Source organism: Leifsonia sp. Root227, from assembly GCF_001428745.1.
In the GTDB taxonomy this organism is placed as follows: domain Bacteria; phylum Actinomycetota; class Actinomycetes; order Actinomycetales; family Microbacteriaceae; genus Leifsonia.
Window position 1 is genome coordinate 1,021,627 of sequence record NZ_LMIO01000002.1, and the last position, 17,408, is coordinate 1,039,034.

The following is a 17,408-nucleotide window of genomic DNA, read 5'->3' on the forward strand; positions in this document are numbered from 1 at the left end:
TGAGGGTTCTGCGACAAACTAGGGTCCAATGTTCGGTTCAACGGGTGTGCCCGGCGGACGGTCTGTTGCGCGCTCCGCGTCGAGGGCGTGCTGCAAAATTATCGTGGCGGCCACCTGATCCACCACCGGACGCGCGCTTTTCGAGTTCTTTCCCGACGCCCGGAGGGCCGAATGCGCCGAGACGGTCGACAGTCGTTCGTCCACCAGCCGAACCGGCACACCCACCTCCGCGACGAGCGCCTCAGCGAATCCGACAGCGTCAGCCGTGGATGCGGTGTGGCCGCCCGAGAGCGCCAAAGGCAAACCGACGATAATCTCGAAAACTCCGAGTTCCGTCACAATCTCGGCGATCCTACGCCGATCCGCAGCATCTTTGGAGCGTTGCACCGTCTCCACCGGTGTCGCGAGCATCCCGTGCAGGTCGGACCGGCTCACGCCGATCCTGACCTTTCCGACGTCGATGCCGAGGCGGACTCCTGAGCGCACGGCGCCCTAGCCGCCGATCGCCGACGTCACCGCGCTGAGCGCTGCCGGGATGGCGTCGACGTTCGTGCCTCCACCCTGTGCGAGGTCCGGCTTGCCGCCCCCGCCTCCGCCGAGGACACCGGACGCGGTCTTCGCCAGTGCCCCGGCGTTGACGCCGGCATCCCGCGCGCCCTGGTTGGTGGCGACGATCACGACCGGCTTGTCGCCCGCACGCGCCGCGAGGGCGACGACGGCAGGGTCGGAGCCGAGACGTTCGCGAACGGTGGTCGCCAGCAGGCGCAGGTCGTCCGCCGAGTTCAGCGTGCCGGCGTCGCTCGCGACGACCGTCACCGATCCGTGACGGGACGCGGATTCCAGCAGCGCAGGCACCTTGTCGAGCACAGCGCGAGCCTCGAACGCGGCGATGCGCTTCTCCGCCGCCTTCAGGTTGTTGAGCAGGTCCGCGATCTTCTCCGGAAGCTGCTCGCGCGGGGTCTTGAGCGACCCGGAGAGCTGGGACACGATCGTGCGCTCGACCGCGAGGTCGCGGAACGCCTCGAGGCCGACGAGCGACTCGACGCGGCGGTTCGTCGATCCGACGGACGACTCGCTCACCAGGTTGATCATGCCGATCTCGGCGCTCGATGCCACGTGCGTTCCCGCGCACAGCTCGCGCGACCACGGGCCGCCGATGTCGACGACGCGCACCGTCTCGCCATACTTCTCGCCGAACAGCGCCATCGCGCCGAGCGCCTTGGCCTCGGCCAGCGGCAGCTCGCGCGTCGTCACCTGCAGGTTGTCGCGGATCGCATTGTTCGAGATCTCCTCGATCTCGGTGCGGGTCTCCGGCGACAGCGCCTGATTCCAGGAGAAGTCGAGGCGAAGGTAGCCCGCCTTGTTGAACGAGCCGGACTGGTGGGCGTTGGAGCCGAGCACCTGACGCAGAGCCGCGTGGATGATGTGCGTGCCGGAGTGCGCCTGGCGCGCTCCGCGGCGGTAGTCCTTGTCGACCAGCGAGGTCGCGGGCGAGCCGACGCCCGCTTCACCGCTGCGCACGAAGACCTTGTGACTGATCAGCCCCTTCACCGGCTTCTGGACGTCGAGCACCTCGAGCTCGTAGCCGGGGCCGACGATCAACCCGGCGTCGGCGTCCTGTCCACCCGACTCGGCGTAGAGCGCCGTCGCCCCGAGGATGACCTCCGCGATCTGCCCCTCGGTCGCCTTGTTCACCGACGCGCCATCGACGATCAGGCCCAGGATGCTCGACTCGGTCTCCAGCTCGGTGTACCCGGTGAAGACCGTCTCGCCCTGCGACCGGAACGCGCTGTAGACGGACAGGTCGGCCAGCGCCGTCTTCTTCGCCTTCGCATCCGCCTTCGCGCGGGAGCGCTGGTCGGCCATCAGGCTGTCGAACGCCTTGCGGTCGACGCTGAGGCCCGCCTCCTCCGCCATCTCCAGCGTGAGGTCGATCGGGAACCCGTACGTGTCGTGCAGCAGGAACGCCGTGTCTCCCGCGAGCTGGTCCTTCCCTGCACGCTGCGTGTTCGCCACAGCGGTGTCCAGGATGCTCGTGCCGGCGACCAGGGTGCGGAGGAACGTCTCCTCCTCCGCGTATGCGAGCTGCGCGATGCGCGCGAAGTCCGCATCCACTTCCGGGTATGCGGCCTTCATCGCGTCCCGCGACACGGGGAACAGTTCGGGGAAGGTCGCCCTCTCCACGCCGAGCAGGCGCATCGCGCGCACCGTTCGGCGCAGCAGGCGGCGCAGGATGTATCCGCGGCCCTCGTTCGACGGCGTCACGCCGTCCGACATCAGCATGAGCGCGCTGCGGACGTGGTCGGCGATCACGCGCAGGCGGACGTCGTCGTCGTGGACAGCGCCGTACTCCTTGCCTGCAAGCTCGGCGGCACGGTCGAGCACAGGGCGCACCTGGTCGATCTCGTACATGTTCTCGACGCCCTGCTTGAGGAACGCGACGCGCTCGAGCCCCATGCCGGTGTCGATGTTCTTCTTAGGCAGGTCGCCGAGGATCTCGAAGTCGGCCTTGCCCGTGCCCTCTCCCCGCAGGTACTGCATGAAGACGAGGTTCCAGATCTCCACGTAGCGGTCGTCGTCGGTGGCCGGACCGCCGTCGATGCCGTACGCGGGTCCGCGGTCGAAGAAGATCTCCGAGCACGGCCCAGCAGGACCAGGCTGACCGGTCGACCAGTAGTTGGTGTCCCTGCCGAGACCCTGGATGCGCTCATCCGGGAGCTGCGCGACGCGCTTCCAGATCTCCCGCGCCTCGTCGTCCTCCTCGTACACGGTGACCCACAGGTCCTTCGGGTCGAAGCCGAGACCGCCGTCGGACTCCGGCGTCGTCAGGAGCTCCCAGGCGAACGTGATCGCCTGCTCCTTGAAATAGTCGCCGAAGGAGAAGTTGCCGCACATCTGGAAGAACGTTCCGTGGCGAGGGGTCTTGCCGACCTCCTCGATGTCCAGCGTCCTGATGCATTTCTGCACGCTCGTGGCGCGCGGGAACGGCGCGGGAACGAGGCCGGTGAGATACGGCACGAACGGGACCATTCCGGCCACCGTGAACAGCAGCGACGGGTCGTCGCTGACGAGGGAGGCGGACGGGACGACGGTGTGACCGCGCGTGGCGAAGAAGTCGAGCCAGCGGCGGTGGATTTCAGCAGTCTGCATGGTTTCCGAGCGGTAGAGAGCGGTAAGTCGGTGAGAGAGGGATCAGTCGCCGTCGATGGCGGAGCGGATCTCCGCCTCGCGCTGGCGGTAGCCATCCGAGACGGCCTCGCCGAAGTCGCGCGCCTTCTTGTCGATGCTGCTGAAGAACTGACGCCCCTGCGGGGTCTCGTTCACCTTGTGCGCGACGACGAACCCGATCGCGACGCCGACGACGAGCCACAGAAAACTCTTCATGTCCTGATTCTCCCTCGATGGATACGACGCGGGCGCCGACGAGCTGCCGCCGGTCTCCCGCGCGCCTCGGTCAGTTTAGTCGGTGGTCGTGCGGGAACGTCGAGAGCCCCGCGTCCAGCCGAAGGCGGCACGGACCGCCGCGCTGAAGCCCGCGAGCTTGATGAGCGGGCCGCCCACCGTCGCGGCGAACAGCGACACGAGGGCGGAGACGTTGCCCGTCACGTCCGCGACGTTCCTGGTGATGACGTCCACGCGCGCCAGCTGCTTGTTGGTCTCGTGGATGGTCGTGGCCGTCTCGTCGAGGATCGGCGTGATGCCGTCGCTCGCCTCTTTGATCGCATCCCTGGTCTGGTCGAGCACGCGCCCGAACTTCAGCAGAGGGACCGCGATGAATCCGACCAGCACCGCGAAGACGCCCGCCGCGATCAGTCCTGCGATATCGCCACCTGACACGAGGCCACCTTCCATTCCGTCAACGGCATACAGCACAAGCGTAAACCCCGTGGAGGGCGCGATGGGCTACCTGGGCGAAAACGACGGAAGGGGCCGTGGCTGATGCCACGACCCCTTCCGTTCTGAGCGCTGTGCTTAGCGAGCCGCGTAGTACTCGACGACGAGCTGGACTTCACACGTCACCGGAACCTCGGCACGCTTCGGGCGACGCACGAGGCGCGCCTGCAGCTTGTCGAGTTCGACCTCGAGGTAGCCAGGGGTCTTCGGCAGGACGTCGACGTGTCCGCCGGCGGCCGCGACCTGGAACTGCTCCGTGCCCTCCGAGCGAGCCTTGACGTGGATCAGCTGACCCGGCTTCACGCGGAACGAGGGACGGTCGACGATCTGGCCGTCGACGAGGATGTGGCGGTGAACCACGAACTGACGAGCCTGCGCGGTCGTGCGGGCGAAGCCTGCGCGGAGCACGAGAGCGTCGAGACGCATCTCGAGGAGCTCGACCAGGTTCTCACCGGTCAGGCCCTGGGTGCGACGAGCTTCTTCGAACGCGATGCGCAGCTGCTTCTCGCGGATGCCGTACTGGGCGCGCAGACGCTGCTTCTCGCGAAGACGAACGGCGTAGTCCGAGTCGGCCTTGCGCTTGGTGCGGCCGTGCTCGCCGGGGGCGTACGGGCGCTTCTCAAGGTACTTCGCCGCCTTCGGGGTCAGGGCGATGCCCAGCGACCGCGAGAGGCGGGTCTTGCTACGGGTACGTGACTTGGTAGACACGATGTCCTTTCGGTTGTCTCTCTAACAATGAACGCAGGCACACATGTTCGTCCTGCAAAAGTAGAGGGATGTGCCGGGGAGGCCCGGCTACAGGGCCTGTCCCTTCGAAGACGTTGCTCGACGCAGCCGCACGCGAACACGCTTCTAGGCCAGAGAAGTCTAGCAGATCGCGCAGTCAGCGTCCGCGCACGATCCGGCGCAGCTTCGCGAGGCGAGCGGAGACGTCGCGCTCGTTTCCGTGTTCGGTCGGTGTGTAGTACGTCGCGTCCCTGAGTTCGTCCGGCAGATACTGCTGCTGCAGCACGCCGAGCGCGTCGTCGTGCGGATACTGGTACCCCTTTCCGTGGCCGAGCCGTTTGGCGCCAGGGTAGTGCGCATCGCGCAGATGCTTGGGCACGCGCCCGATGCGACCGGCGCGCACATCGGCGATCGCCGCATCCAGTGCCATGTACGCGGCGTTGGACTTCGGAGCCGTCGCCAGGTGCACCACGGCCTGTGCCAACGGGATGCGCCCCTCCGGCATCCCGATGAGCTGCACGGCGTCCGCGGCGGCCACCGCGACGACGAGCGCCTGAGGGTCGGCGAGGCCGATGTCCTCCGAGGCGAGGATGATGATGCGCCGCGCGATGAAGCGAGGGTCCTCCCCCGCTTCGATCATGCGGGCGAGGTAGTGCAGCGACGCATCCACGTCGGAGCCGCGCACCGACTTGATGAACGCGCTGATCACGTCGTAGTGCTCGTCGCCGTTGCGGTCGTAGCGCAGCAGCGCCCTGTCGACCGCCTGCGCCACGAGCTCGGCCGTGATGACGGGCTTCTTCTTCGACGTCGCCCGTGTGGACGACGCCGCGCTCACCGATGCGGCTTCGAGCGCGGTGAGCGCTCGTCGCGCATCCCCCGATGCCAGCCGGACGATCGCCGCTCTGGCCTCCTGGTCGAGCGTGTACTGGCCGGCGAGCCCTCTGTCGTCTGCGACGGCCCTGTCGACCACTGTGCCGAGGTCGTCGTCACTGAGCGTCTCCAAGGTGAGCAGCAGCGACCTGGACAGCAGCGGAGAGATGACGGAGAACGACGGGTTCTCCGTGGTGGCGGCGACGAGGATCACCCAGCCGTTCTCCACCCCGGGCAGCAGGGCGTCCTGCTGCGCCTTGGTGAAGCGGTGGATCTCGTCGAGGAAGAGGACGGTGGACACCCCGTACAGGTCGCGCGTGGAGAGCGCCTCATCCATCACCAGCCGCACGTCCTTGACTCCGGCGGTGACCGCGGACAGTTCCACGAACCGTCGACCCGAGGAGTGCGCGATGGCCTGGGCCAGCGTGGTCTTGCCCGTTCCAGGGGGACCCCAGAGGATGACGGAGACCGACCCGGTCTCCCCGCTCTTGTCCGACGCGAGGCTCACCAGCGGCGAGCCAGGCCGGAGCAGATGCTTCTGGCCGGCGACTTCGTCGAGCGACTTCGGCCTCATCCGCACAGCGAGAGGCGTCGCTCCCGTACGGAGCCCAGGTTGCACGTCGACCACCTGACAAGGCTAGTCGCTCCCACTGACACTCGCGCCGCCAACACGGCCTGCGGATGCGCCCCGTCCAGCACCCGAACCTGAGAGTCACGACTTTGCCGCTCATAGGCGGGTCCAATAGGGTTCATCCTGATCCTCGGGCGTTGCGCGACGGGTCGGGATTTTGCACGACGGCGCGCTCCGGAGGACACACGTGGCACCTAACAAGCAGAACGATCGCGAAGCCAGGCAGGCGCGGGAACGACTCCGCGCGTACCAGGCGCGTCAGACCGTGCACGAGAAGAAGACGAAGCGGCGCGTCAGGGACAACTGGATCGCCGGCGTGGCCGTGCTGATCGTCGTGGTACTCGCCATCGGCACGCAGCTCCTCTTCTTCGCGAAGCCGGGGACGCCGACGGCCTCGGGGTCTCCATCGCCGTCGCCGTCCGCGTCGTCCGCTGCTCTCACGCTTCCGCCCAAGACCCTCGCAGAGGACCGCACCTGGACGGGCACGCTGACGATCAACGACATCGCGCTCGGCGTCGACCTCGACGGCGCGAAGGCTCCGCAGGCCGTCTCGTCCACGATCGCGCTCACGCAGAAGGGCTTCTACGACGGCCTCACCTGCCACAGGCTCACCAACGGCGGCTTCTACGTGCTGCAGTGCGGCGACCCTGCCGGCGACGGCAGCGGCGGACCTGGATACTCATACGGCCCGATCGAGAACGCACCGAAGGACAACGTCTACCCGGCCGGCACGATCGCGATGGCCAGGCAGAGCAACAACGCGAGCAGCCAAGGCAGCCAGTTCTTCATCGTCTACAAGGACACGACGATCGGCGCAGACTCGGCCGGCGGATACACCGTCATCGGAAAGGTCACCAGCGGCCTCGACAAGCTGATCTCCGAGGTTGCGGACAAGGGCGTCTCCGGCGGTGGCACGGACGGCAAGCCTGCTGTCGCGACGAAGATCGACACCTTCACCGTCAAGTGACGCACGAGGTCGCGCTGACGGCTGCACGCCGCGCGCTCGTGCAATAGGCTAATTCGCAACCGTGGGGCGTTCTGCGCCCGCACCGTACATCAGCAAGGTGAGGCTCTTGGCTACAACTGATCAGCAACCGTGGGGTCGTGTCGATGAGACCGGCACCGTCTTCGTCCGCGAAGGCGACGGCGAGAGGGCCGTCGGCCAATACCCTGACGGAACTCCGGAAGAGGCGCTCGCGTACTTCGAGCGCAAGTTCACCGATCTCGCCGGTCAGGTGACGCTGCTCGAGCAGCGCGCGCGCCGGGGAGCACCTGCCTCCGACATCGCCAAGGCAGTCGCCACTCTGCGCAACACCCTCGACGGAGCGAACGCTGTGGGAGATCTCGCGTCGCTCGCCACTCGGCTGGATGCGCTCGGGGGCACCGTCGAAGAGCTCACCGAGCAGCAGAGCGCCGAGGCGAAGGCCGCCGTCGAGCAGGCCGTCGCGGAGCGCACGGCCATCGTCGAGGAGGCAGAGGCCCTCGCGGCCGAAGACCCTGCGCGCACCCAGTGGAAGCAGACCACCGCGGCACTCGACGCGCTGTTCGCCCGCTGGCAGAGCCACCAGCACGACGGCCCGCGCATCCCCAAGAACGAGGCCAACGAGTTGTGGAAGCGTTTCCGCGCCGCACGGTCCACCATCGAGCACAACCGCAAGGCGTTCTTCGCAGACCTGGACAACCAGCACCGTGACGTGCGCACCCGCAAGACCGCGCTGATCGAACAGGCAGAGGCCCTCATCCCGCGCGGTGCGGACGGCGTGCCGGAGTACCGGCAGTTGCTGGACCAGTGGAAGCTGGCCGGTCGCGCAGGCAAGCGCAACGACGACGCCCTGTGGGCGCGCTTCAAGGCGGCGGGCGACGCGATCTACTCAGCCAAGGCGGAGGTGGATGCGCGCGACAACGTCGAGTACGAGGCCAACCTCGAGCTCAAACTCGCCCTTCTCGAGGAGGCGGAGCCGCTGCTGAAGGCCACCAACCGCGAGTCAGCCCGCAACACGCTGCTCTCCATCCAGCAGCGCTGGGACGAGATCGGGCGGGTCCCGCGCGAGCAGGTGCGGCCGATCGAAGACCGCCTTCGCAAGGTCGAAGCAGCCGTCCGCAAGCTGGACGAGGAGCACTGGGAGCGCAACAACCCGGAGAAGAAGGCTCGCACGGAGGGTCTGGCCAGCCAGCTCAACGCGGCCATCGCCAAGCTGGAGCAGGAGCTCGACGATGCCAAGGCGAGCGGAGACGCCCGCAAGGTCAAAGAGGCCCAGGAAGCTCTCGACGCGCGCAAGATCTGGCTCGACGCGCTGCAGTGACACGCGTGCTGCCATCGACGTAGCAGGTTCTCCACAGGCCGCCGGATCTCCACAGATCCGGCGGCCCTGTTCTTTCCCGCTGCAGCCCGCCGCAAGGTGGATGCATGACAGCACTCCTCCCCCGCCTCTTCCGGCCCGATGTCCTCCCCCTCGCCGAGCTCATGGCGCTGTGCCTGGACGGCCAGCTCTATCGCGTCGGCGACTCGTTCGCCACACTGGACACCCCGGACTCCGCGGCTCTCCGCGCTGCCGCCTTCGCCTCGTCAGCGCCCTCGCACGTGATCGCCGACCGGGGAACGGCCGCGTGGATCCACGGCGCGCGTGCGGCCCCGTCGCACCGCCCCCAGGTGTGCGTCGACGCGCGCAGCCGCGGCGGCCGCATCCCGCCGGAGTTCGACGGCAGGCAGACCACGCTCTCCCGCGGTGACGTTCAGCTGATCGACGAGGCCAGAGTGACCTCACCAGCCCGAACAGCGCTCGACCTGCTCTGCGTCGACGGGCGTTTCTCCCCCGACGCGGCCGCTCAGGTGCTCTACCTGCTCGATCGCGCGGGCGTACCGGTGTCGTCCATCAAGTCCAGGATGCGCGGATCGTCCCGCACGAACGCCAGACGCTACCTGGCGAGGGCCGACCAGCTCAGTGCCAGAGCGCGCAGCGTACTCCGTCCGTTTCCCGGCCCAACGCGCAGCAGCCGCTGACTCAGCCGGCGCTGACCCGATACACGTCGTACACGGCGTCGATGCGCCGCACAGCGTTCAGCACGCGGTCGAGGTGGGTGGTGTCGCCCATCTCGAAAACGAACCTGCTGAGTGCCAGGCGGTTGCTCGACGTCGTCACGGTGGCAGAAAGGATGTTCACATGATGCTCGGACAGCACGCGCGTCACATCGGAGAGCAGGCCGGACCGGTCGAGCGCCTCCACCTGGATCTGAACGAGGAACACGCTCTTCGAGCTCGGCGCCCACTCCACGTCGATCATGCGGTCCGGCTCCTGCATCAGCGACTGCACGTTGTGGCAGTTCGACTGGTGCACGGAGACTCCGGCTCCCCTGGTGATGAACCCGACGATGGGGTCGCCCGGCACCGGCGTGCAGCACTTCGCGAGCTTGACCAGGATGTCGGGCGCGCCACGCACGAGCACGCCGGAATCACTGTCGCGGAGCTTCCGCGAACGACCCTTGACGGGCAGGTCGATGTCGCCGGCGTCGGACTCCGCCTCCGTCTGCACCGAGGCGACGATCTTCTCGATCACCGACTGGGTGGAGACGTGTCCCTCGCCGACGGCCGCGTAGAGCGCGGAGACGTCGTCGTATTTGAGCAGCGACGCCACTTCGCTCAGCGAGTCCTGCGACATCAGCTTCTGCAGTGGCAGGTTCTGCTTGCGCATCGCGCGCGCGATCGCGTCCTTGCCCTGCTCGATCGCCTCGTCGCGGCGCTCCTTGGTGAACCACTGGCGGATCTTGTTGCGCGCCCTCGGGCTCTTGACGAAGTTCAGCCAGTCCTGGCTGGGGCCGGAGTCGGGGTTCTTCGAGGTGAAGACCTCGACCACGTCACCGGTCGTCAGGGTGCTCTCCAGCGGCACCAGGCGTCCGTTGACCTTCGCGCCCATGGTGCGGTGGCCGACCTCGGTGTGCACGGCGTACGCGAAGTCCACGGGCGTCGCGCCTGCGGGAAGGCCGATCACCCGGCCCTTCGGCGTGAAGACGTAGACCTCCTTGGCCCCGATCTCGAAGCGCAGGGAGTCGAGGAACTCGCTCGGGTCCGCGGTCTCCGCCTGCCAGTCCGAGATGTGCGCCAGCCAGGCCAGGTCGGTGTCGGAACGCGCCGGACCGCCGGCGCTCTTCCCTGTGGTCTGCTCCTTGTACTTCCAGTGCGCTGCGACACCCAGCTCGGCGCGCTGGTGCATCTCCTCCGTGCGGATCTGGATCTCGACGGGGCGCCCCTCCGGCCCGACCACCGTGGTGTGCAGCGACTGGTAGAGATTGAACTTGGGGGTGGCGATGTAGTCCTTGAACCGTCCGGGCATCGGGGTCCACCTGGCGTGGATCTGGCCAAGCACGGCGTAGCAGTCGCGCACGGAGTTGACCAGGATGCGGATGCCGACGAGATCGTAGATTTCGTCGAATTCGCGGCCGCGCACGACCATCTTCTGGTAGATCGAGTAGTACTGCTTCGGCCTTCCGACCACCTTGCCGCGGATCTTCGCTGACTTGAGGTCGTCGTTGATCGCGTCGATGACCTGCTGCACCAGGCGCTCGCGCTCCGGGGTGCGCTGGCGCACCAGGCTCTCGATCTCTGCGTACAGCTTGGGGTAGAGCACGGCGAACGACAGATCCTCGAGCTCCCATTTGATCGTCTGGATGCCGAGGCGGTGCGCGAGCGGTGCGTAGATCTCCAGCGTCTCCGTGGCCTTGCGCGTGGCGGAGGCCGCCGGCACGAAGCCCCAGGTGCGCGCGTTGTGCAGTCGGTCGGCGAGCTTGATGATGAGCACGCGGATGTCCTTCGACATCGCGACGATCATCTTGCGCACGGTCTCCGCCTGGGCGCTGTCTCCGTACTTGACCTTGTCGAGCTTGGTGACGCCGTCCACCAGCATGGCGATCTCATCGCCGAAGGCGTCGCGCAGCTCGTCGAGGGTGTACTCGGTGTCCTCCACCGTGTCGTGCAGGAGCGCGGCGGCGATGGTCTTCGCACCGATGCCGAGGTCGGCGAGAATCTGCGCGACGGCCACGGGATGCGTGATGTACGGCTCCCCCGACCGGCGCTTCTGGCCGGAGTGGGCGCGCTCGGCGACCGCGTATGCGCGCTCGATCAGCGAGAGATCCGCCTTCGGGTGGTGCAGACGCACCGTGCGGATCAGGGTGTCGACGGCTCCGGCCGGCTGCGCGCGGGAGAAGATGCGCGGAACGAGTCGGCGCAGCGAAGCGGCCTGTGGTGTCGAAGTATCAACCATGTGCACGCCTCCTGTCGTCCATTATCGCCGTCATCGCGCCCTGCTCTGACACAGGGCCGATTCCGGCGGTCAGGCGACCGCCCCCGGCGAGCCGTCGTCGCGCACGACGGGCGCTCCGCTCGCCTGCCAGGCGAACATCCCGCCGGCGACGTTGGCCGTCGGATAGTCGGCACGGTTCAACGCGTCCGTCACGAGTCGCGAGCGACCCCCTGAGAGGCAGACCACGAGGATCTGCTGATCCTCCGGCAGTTCGTGCTGGCGCGACTCGATCTCGTACAGCGGGATGTGGTGAGCAGCGGGCGCGTGCCCGGCCTCCCACTCGTGCGCCTCACGGACGTCGAGCAGCCAGGCCGAACCCGACTCGACGAGCTCGTGCGCGCGCGCGGCGCTCACCTCGTCTTCCGACAGATAAGAACCGCTCACGCTCCCCCGCTATTCCGCCGCGACCGGCACGGCTTCGGGCTGCTTCGCAGCCTTGGGACGGATGGCGAGCACCTTCTGGTCGTGCTTGCGCACGGCCGCCTCGCCCTCGCGGAACTGCGAGTACATCGGCGCTGCCAGGAAGATCGTCGAGTACGTGCCGACGATGATGCCGATCAGCAGCGCGAGCGAGATGTCGCGCAGCGTGTCCGCACCGAGCCAGAAGGCACCGATGAAGAGGATAGACGCAACAGGGAGCACAGCGACCACGGCCGTGTTGATGGAGCGCACGAGGGTCTGGTTGACCGCGAGGTTGACCGACTCGGCGAACGTGCGCCTGGTGAGCTCCATCTCCTCCTTGGTGTTCTCTCGCACCTTGTCGAACACCACGACGGTGTCGTAGAGCGAGTAGCCGAGGATGGTCAGGAAGCCGATCATCGTCGCAGGCGAGATCTCGAACCCGACGAGCGCGTAGATGCCCGCCGTGATGATGAGGTCGTGGAACAGCGAGATGATCGCGGACGCCGACATCTTCCAGGTGCGGAAGTACAGCGCCATCGCGATGAACGCGAGCAGCAGGAACACCACAAGGCCCTGGATGGACTGTTGCGTCACGTCAGCGCCCCACGACGGGCCGATGAACGTGGAGGCGACCTCGGTGACCGGAACGTCGTACGCCTTCGCGAGAGCGTCGGCGACCTGCTTGGTCTGCGCCTCGGAGAGCTGGTCGGTCTGCACCCGCACCGCGTCGCTGCCGACGGAGCTGACGTGGGCGACGGCATTCGGGACGACGCTGGTCAGCGCATCCTGAGCTTTCGCCTGGTCGGTGTCCGTGACGTTCGTCACCGTGAACTGCGAACCGCCGCGGAACTCGATGCTGAAGTTGAAGCCGCCCTTGACCACGGGGATCAGGATGGCGATGACGACCATCACGGCCGCGATCGAGTACCAGATCTTGCGCTTTCCGACGAAGTCGAACGAGCGGGCGCCTGTGTAGAGGTCGTTTCCGAACTTGGTGAGACGGCTGGCCATCAGGAGTCCTTCCCCTCGGTCGAGCGATCAGAGGACGTCGATGACGATGACGAAGCCGAAGCGCCTGCCAGCTCGGCGGCCTTGCGCTCTGCGATCGTCTGGCGGCGAGCCGCCTCCTTGCCGCTGGACGCGGCCTTGCCTGCGCTCACGGTGACCGTCGGCTTGCGGAACTGGGCCGCACCGCGGTAAACGGCCCCCAGCGCCTGCGGGTCGAGGCCGGAGGCCTTGTGACCCGTGCTGAAGAACTTCGTGCGGGCAAGCAGCTGCAGTGTCGGGTGCGTGAACAGCAGCACGACGATCACGTCGATGACGGTCGTGAGGCCGAGCGTGAACGCGAAGCCGCGAACGTTCGCAGCAGCGAGCACGTAAAGAACGATGGCGGCCAGCAGGTTGGTGGCCTTCGACGCATAGATGGTGCGGCGTGCGCGCGTCCAGCCAGCCTCGACGGCGGACTCCAAGCCTCTGCCGTCCCGCAGCTCGTCGCGTATTCGTTCGAAGTAGACGATGAACGAGTCGGCTGTGAATCCGATGGCGACGATCAGACCCGCCACACCTGCCAACGACAGTCGGTAGTCGTAGTGCCACGACAGCAGCGAGATGGTCAACAGCGTGAGCACGGCGGCGACGACCAGCGAGATGATCGTGACGAAGCCGAGCAGGCGGTACTGGAAGAACGTGTAGATGGCGACGAGCAGGAGGCCGATCGCTCCGGCGATCAGACCGCTCATCAGCTGGGTCGATCCGAGGGTGGCCGAGATCGTGTCCTGGCTCTGCACCTTGAAGCTGAACGGCAGGGCGCCGAACTTGAGCTGGTCGGCCAGCGTCTTCGCGGTGGCCTCGGTGAAGTTGCCCGTGATCTGCGGGCGGCCGTCCGTGATGACCGCGTTCGTGGTCGGTGCGGAGATGACCTTGCCGTCGAGGACGATGGCGAACTGGTTCTGCGCGCCGGTGAGGCCGTTGAGGCGGGTGGTCACATCCGCGAACGACTTGGTGCCCGCATCGTTGAAGATGATGTTGACGGCCCACTGGCCGTTGCTGACACCGCTCGAGCTCTGGGCGAGGCCGCTGTTCGCGTCCTTGATGTCCTGACCTTTGACCTCGACGGGGCCGAGGAGGTACTTGACCGTCTTGGCGTCGTCACAAGTGATCAGCGGCTTATCCGTCGGCGCCTGGTTGACGTTCTCCAGGTTGGCGGTGGTACACGAGAACGCGTCGAACTGCGCCTGCAGTTCGGGGGTCACCCACGCGAGGTCGCTGCCGTTGGTCGGCTTGGTGGACGGCGTCGACTGCAGGCCGGGCGCGGGGCTCGGCGCCGGCGTGGACTTGCCGTCCGCTCCGACGACCTCGTTGGTCGGGCCGCTCGTGGCGAGCACCGCGCGGAAGTCGAGGCGTGCGCTGGCCTTGACGCGGTCGAGCGTCGCCTGGTCAGGCGTGCCGGGCAGCGAGACCACGATGTTCCGCGATCCCTCGGTGGAGATCTGCGCCTCGGAGACGCCGGAGGCGTCGATGCGCTGACGGATGATCGAGACAGCCTGGTCGAGCTGCTGCTGTTGAACGGTCTGACCGTTCTCGACCTGCGGCGCGAGGATGATCTGCGTGCCGCCCTCCAGGTCGAGGGCGAGCTTGGGCAGCCAGGTGGCATTTCCCCAGATGACGCCGGCCGTGAGCACTCCGAGGAGCACCACCACGATGGCGCCAAGCCAACTCAACGAACGCCAGGCTTTTTTGACCGGGGTCGACTTTGCCACCTAGGAACTCAGCTTTCTACGCGCGCGACGACGCCGGCACGGCGCCGTCGCACAAAGGGATTAACGGATCAGTCGTCGCTCTTCGAGCCTGGCTTCTTCGAGGCGTCGTCGACGCGCTCACCGAACTCGGGCTCGGACAGAGGGATGGCGTGGTCTTCGTTGATCTGCGGCTCGGTCGAGGAGATCTCGGCGGAGATCGGCTCTGCGACCGTCGGCTCGACGACGCGGGCGAGCACCTGGCGGTGCACCTTCAGGATGGTGCCAGGGCTGGTCTCCACGAGAGCCGTGTTGTCGTCTTCGTTGACGGAGAGCAGCGTGCCGTACAGGCCGAAGTTCGTCATGACCTCCGCGCCAGGGACCATCTTCGAGCGCGTCTCAGCCTGCTCCTTCTGGCGCTTGCGGCTGTTGCGGAACATGAAGAAGATGAGGGCCGCCAGGATGACGACCATCACAATGGTTAACGGGTCAATGGGCATGAAATCTGCCAAACCTTCCGGTGGGGTTTGTGGGAATGGCCGAGAGGCCAGATTGAATTATATGTCATCTATCAGTGATGGTTGCTGTGAGACTCCTAGCTGCGGGCTGGAGAGTCCGAAGTGGCGCCACGCTGCGGGGGTCGCGACCCGCCCTCTGGGGGTACGGGAGAGCAGTCCGATGCGGACCAGGAAGGGTTCGACGACCGACTCGATGGTCTCCGCCTCCTCGCCGACGGACACGGCCAGCGTGTTCAGTCCGACCGGCCCGCCGTCGAAACGCTCGAGGATGGCGCGCAGCACAGCGCGGTCTAGCCGGTCGAGTCCCAGCGCATCCACGTCGTAGAGGTCGAGTGCGGCCCGCACGGACTCGACGTCGGCCTCGCGGCCGTGCACGAGCGCGTAGTCCCGCACCCGGCGCAGCAGTCGGTTGGCGATACGGGGAGTGCCCCTGCAGCGTCCCGCGATCTCGGCGAGTGCCTCCTTGTCGACCGCGAAGTCGAGCATGACGGCAGCGCGGGTGAGCACCTGGGTGAGCTCAGCCTCATCGTAGAACTCCAGATGCGCCGTGAAGCCGAAGCGGTCGCGCAGCGGATTGGGCAGGAGGCCGGACCGTGTCGTGGCGCCCACCAGCGTGAACGGCGCGAGGTCGAGCGGGATGGACGTGGCGCCCGCTCCTTTGCCGACCATGATGTCGATGCGGAAGTCCTCCATCGCGAGGTACAGCATCTCCTCTGCCGACCGCGCCATCCTGTGGATCTCGTCGATGAAGAGCACCTCCCCCGGCGTCAGCGACGACAGGAGAGCGGCGAGGTCGCCGGCGTGCTGGATGGCCGGACCGCTCGACAGGCGCAGTGGTCGCTCGCTCTCGTGGGCGACGATCATCGCGAGCGTGGTCTTGCCGAGCCCGGGAGGACCGGCCAGCAGGATGTGGTCCGCCGTGCGATCCTGCATCTTGGCGGCCGTCAGCAGCAGTTGGAGCTGCCCGCGCACCTTCGCCTGGCCGACGAACTCGGCGAGCGAGCGTGGACGCAGGGCGCCCTCGAAGGCAAGCTCGGACTCCGACTCCAGCTCGGGGGCGGTCAGATCCTCGTCGCTCATGAGCCGACCCGCCCGCTCTGCGCCGACCCGCTCTGCGCCGCTCCTGTATGGGCGGCGGGGCCGAGCCGCGCGAGCGTGAGCCGCAGCAGCGTCTGGACGCTGTCACGCAGCTTCTCGTCCGTGTCGGCGACGACCTCGGCGACAGCCTCGGCTGCGACCTTCTCCGGCCAGCCCAGCCCGACGAGGGCCACGAGCACGCTGTCGCCGATGGAGGACGGAGCGCCCGGCTTCCGGACGGCCGCCGGCGCCCTGTGCGTCACGGCGAGCTTGCCTGCGAGCTGCACCACGATGAGCTTGGCCGTCTTCGGGCCGATGCCGGAGACCTTGCGGAACGGCGCGTCGTCGTCGGCGGAGACCGCCTCGGCGATCTGATCCGGCGAGAGCACCGACAGCACGCCGATGGCGGACTTGGGGCCGACCCCGGAGACGCCGGTGAGCAGCTCGAACACCTGGAGCTGCTCCACGTCGGAGAAGCCGAAGAGCTGCAGGGCGTCCTCGCGGACGATGAGAGAGGTGTAGACGAACGCTTCGTCGCCGACACGCAGGGACAGCACGTGGTCGGCGGTCAGCTGCACGGAGAACCCGACACCGCCGACCTCGATCACGGCTGAACCGCCTGCCGCCTGGAGTACCGTGCCGCGGAGGGAGGAAATCACTTGGCCAGCCTAGGGCGCACAACCGACGTGCGGCTGGAGCGCTCGGCGGCGCGCCACGCGGCCTGCGCGGGAGTGAGCGAGCCTGTCCCAGCATCCCCGGCTGTCGCGGGGGTGGCGGGAGCCCCGCGCCAGGCGTGGCAGATCGCGATGGCGAGCGCGTCAGCGGCGTCTGCCGGCTTCGGCACCTCCGCCAGGCCCAGGATGCGCGCGACCATCGTCTGCACCTGCCGCTTGTCGGCCGAGCCGTAGCCCGTGACGGCGGCCTTCACCTCGGACGGCGTGTGCAACGCGACGGCCAGGCCGCGCTTGGCCGCTGCGTGCAGCGCGACGCCGCTCACCTGGGCGACGCCCATCACGGTGTGCAGGTTCTGCTGCGCGAAGACCCGCTCGATCGCGACCGCGGACGGCTGGTGCGCATCCAGGAGACGTTCGATTCCGTCGCCGACGGCGAGCAGCCGCTGTTCGAGCGGCATGGTCGCGGGCGTCCGGATGACGACGACCTCGACGAGGGTCGCGGTGCGGTCCGGCCGTACATCCACGATCCCGACGCCACAGCGCGTCAGGCCGGGGTCGATGCCGAGTACGCGCACCGACATGGCCTG

Annotated in this window: 17 protein-coding genes; 3 read left to right on the forward strand and 14 right to left on the reverse strand. The window is 67.5% G+C overall.

What is annotated here, in order from left to right; genetic code table 11:
• Positions 1-18: 18 nt before the first annotated feature.
• The 6 genes from ruvX to ASE16_RS09860 form a co-directional block, all read right to left on the reverse strand.
• On the reverse strand, positions 19-486 hold the full coding sequence (gene ruvX / locus ASE16_RS09835) for a Holliday junction resolvase RuvX (protein ID WP_055894164.1): 468 nt from the start codon (positions 484-486) through the stop codon (positions 19-21).
• A 6-nt stretch (positions 487-492) separates the two neighbouring features.
• The gene (gene alaS, locus ASE16_RS09840) at positions 493-3,150 is read right to left on the reverse strand and encodes an alanine--tRNA ligase (protein ID WP_055894167.1); all 2,658 of its coding nucleotides are present in this window, start codon (positions 3,148-3,150) and stop codon (positions 493-495) included.
• A gap of 42 nt (positions 3,151-3,192) precedes the next feature.
• Positions 3,193-3,384: a hypothetical protein gene (locus ASE16_RS09845; RefSeq protein ID WP_055894169.1), complete on the reverse strand. Its 192-nt coding sequence runs from the start codon at positions 3,382-3,384 to the stop codon at positions 3,193-3,195.
• Positions 3,385-3,459: 75 nt separating this feature from the next.
• Entirely contained in the window at positions 3,460-3,837 is a 378-nt protein-coding gene (locus tag ASE16_RS09850) for a DUF948 domain-containing protein (RefSeq protein ID WP_055894172.1), read from the reverse strand.
• 135 nt (positions 3,838-3,972) lie between these two features.
• A complete protein-coding gene (gene rpsD, locus ASE16_RS09855; protein WP_055894174.1) occupies positions 3,973-4,602 on the reverse strand; it encodes a 30S ribosomal protein S4 in 630 nt (209 codons plus the stop codon).
• Between the two features lie 175 nt (positions 4,603-4,777).
• Positions 4,778-6,118, reverse strand: coding sequence for a replication-associated recombination protein A (locus ASE16_RS09860; protein WP_082581335.1), 1,341 nt, complete (start codon positions 6,116-6,118; stop codon positions 4,778-4,780).
• Between the two features lie 190 nt (positions 6,119-6,308).
• Here ASE16_RS09860 and ASE16_RS09865 point away from each other — a divergent pair, with 190 nt between their 5' ends.
• From ASE16_RS09865 to ASE16_RS09875, 3 genes are all read left to right on the forward strand, one after another.
• Positions 6,309-7,088, forward strand: a complete 780-nt coding sequence (locus ASE16_RS09865; protein WP_055894179.1) for a peptidylprolyl isomerase — start codon at positions 6,309-6,311, stop codon at positions 7,086-7,088.
• Positions 7,089-7,194: 106 nt separating this feature from the next.
• Positions 7,195-8,424, forward strand: a complete 1,230-nt coding sequence (locus tag ASE16_RS09870) for a DUF349 domain-containing protein (RefSeq protein ID WP_055894182.1) — start codon at positions 7,195-7,197, stop codon at positions 8,422-8,424.
• 104 nt (positions 8,425-8,528) lie between these two features.
• Positions 8,529-9,122 (forward strand): hypothetical protein, encoded by a 594-nt coding sequence (locus ASE16_RS09875; protein ID WP_055894184.1) that lies wholly within the window; start codon positions 8,529-8,531, stop codon positions 9,120-9,122.
• Between the two features lies 1 nt (position 9,123).
• Here the strand turns inward: ASE16_RS09875 and ASE16_RS09880 are convergent, their stop codons facing one another.
• The 8 genes from ASE16_RS09880 to ruvC form a co-directional block, all read right to left on the reverse strand.
• Entirely contained in the window at positions 9,124-11,376 is a 2,253-nt protein-coding gene (locus ASE16_RS09880) for a RelA/SpoT family protein (protein ID WP_055894187.1), read from the reverse strand.
• Between the two features lie 69 nt (positions 11,377-11,445).
• Positions 11,446-11,799, reverse strand: coding sequence for a rhodanese-like domain-containing protein (locus ASE16_RS09885; protein ID WP_082581336.1), 354 nt, complete (start codon positions 11,797-11,799; stop codon positions 11,446-11,448).
• 9 nt (positions 11,800-11,808) lie between these two features.
• Positions 11,809-12,828, reverse strand: coding sequence for a protein translocase subunit SecF (secF, locus tag ASE16_RS09890; protein ID WP_055894191.1), 1,020 nt, complete (start codon positions 12,826-12,828; stop codon positions 11,809-11,811).
• Entirely contained in the window at positions 12,828-14,576 is a 1,749-nt protein-coding gene (secD, locus tag ASE16_RS09895) for a protein translocase subunit SecD (protein ID WP_055894193.1), read from the reverse strand. The genes secF and secD overlap by 1 nt, the downstream gene beginning before the upstream one ends.
• Before the next feature lie 68 nt (positions 14,577-14,644).
• The gene (gene yajC / locus ASE16_RS09900; protein ID WP_055894195.1) at positions 14,645-15,052 is read right to left on the reverse strand and encodes a preprotein translocase subunit YajC; all 408 of its coding nucleotides are present in this window, start codon (positions 15,050-15,052) and stop codon (positions 14,645-14,647) included.
• Between the two features lie 57 nt (positions 15,053-15,109).
• On the reverse strand, positions 15,110-16,150 hold the full coding sequence (gene ruvB, locus ASE16_RS09905) for a Holliday junction branch migration DNA helicase RuvB (RefSeq protein ID WP_055894197.1): 1,041 nt from the start codon (positions 16,148-16,150) through the stop codon (positions 15,110-15,112).
• A complete protein-coding gene (gene ruvA / locus ASE16_RS09910; protein ID WP_055894199.1) occupies positions 16,147-16,806 on the reverse strand; it encodes a Holliday junction branch migration protein RuvA in 660 nt (219 codons plus the stop codon). The genes ruvB and ruvA overlap by 4 nt, the downstream gene beginning before the upstream one ends.
• On the reverse strand, positions 16,803-17,396 hold the full coding sequence (gene ruvC / locus ASE16_RS09915; protein WP_200949608.1) for a crossover junction endodeoxyribonuclease RuvC: 594 nt from the start codon (positions 17,394-17,396) through the stop codon (positions 16,803-16,805). The genes ruvA and ruvC overlap by 4 nt, the downstream gene beginning before the upstream one ends.
• Positions 17,397-17,408 lie beyond the last annotated feature (12 nt).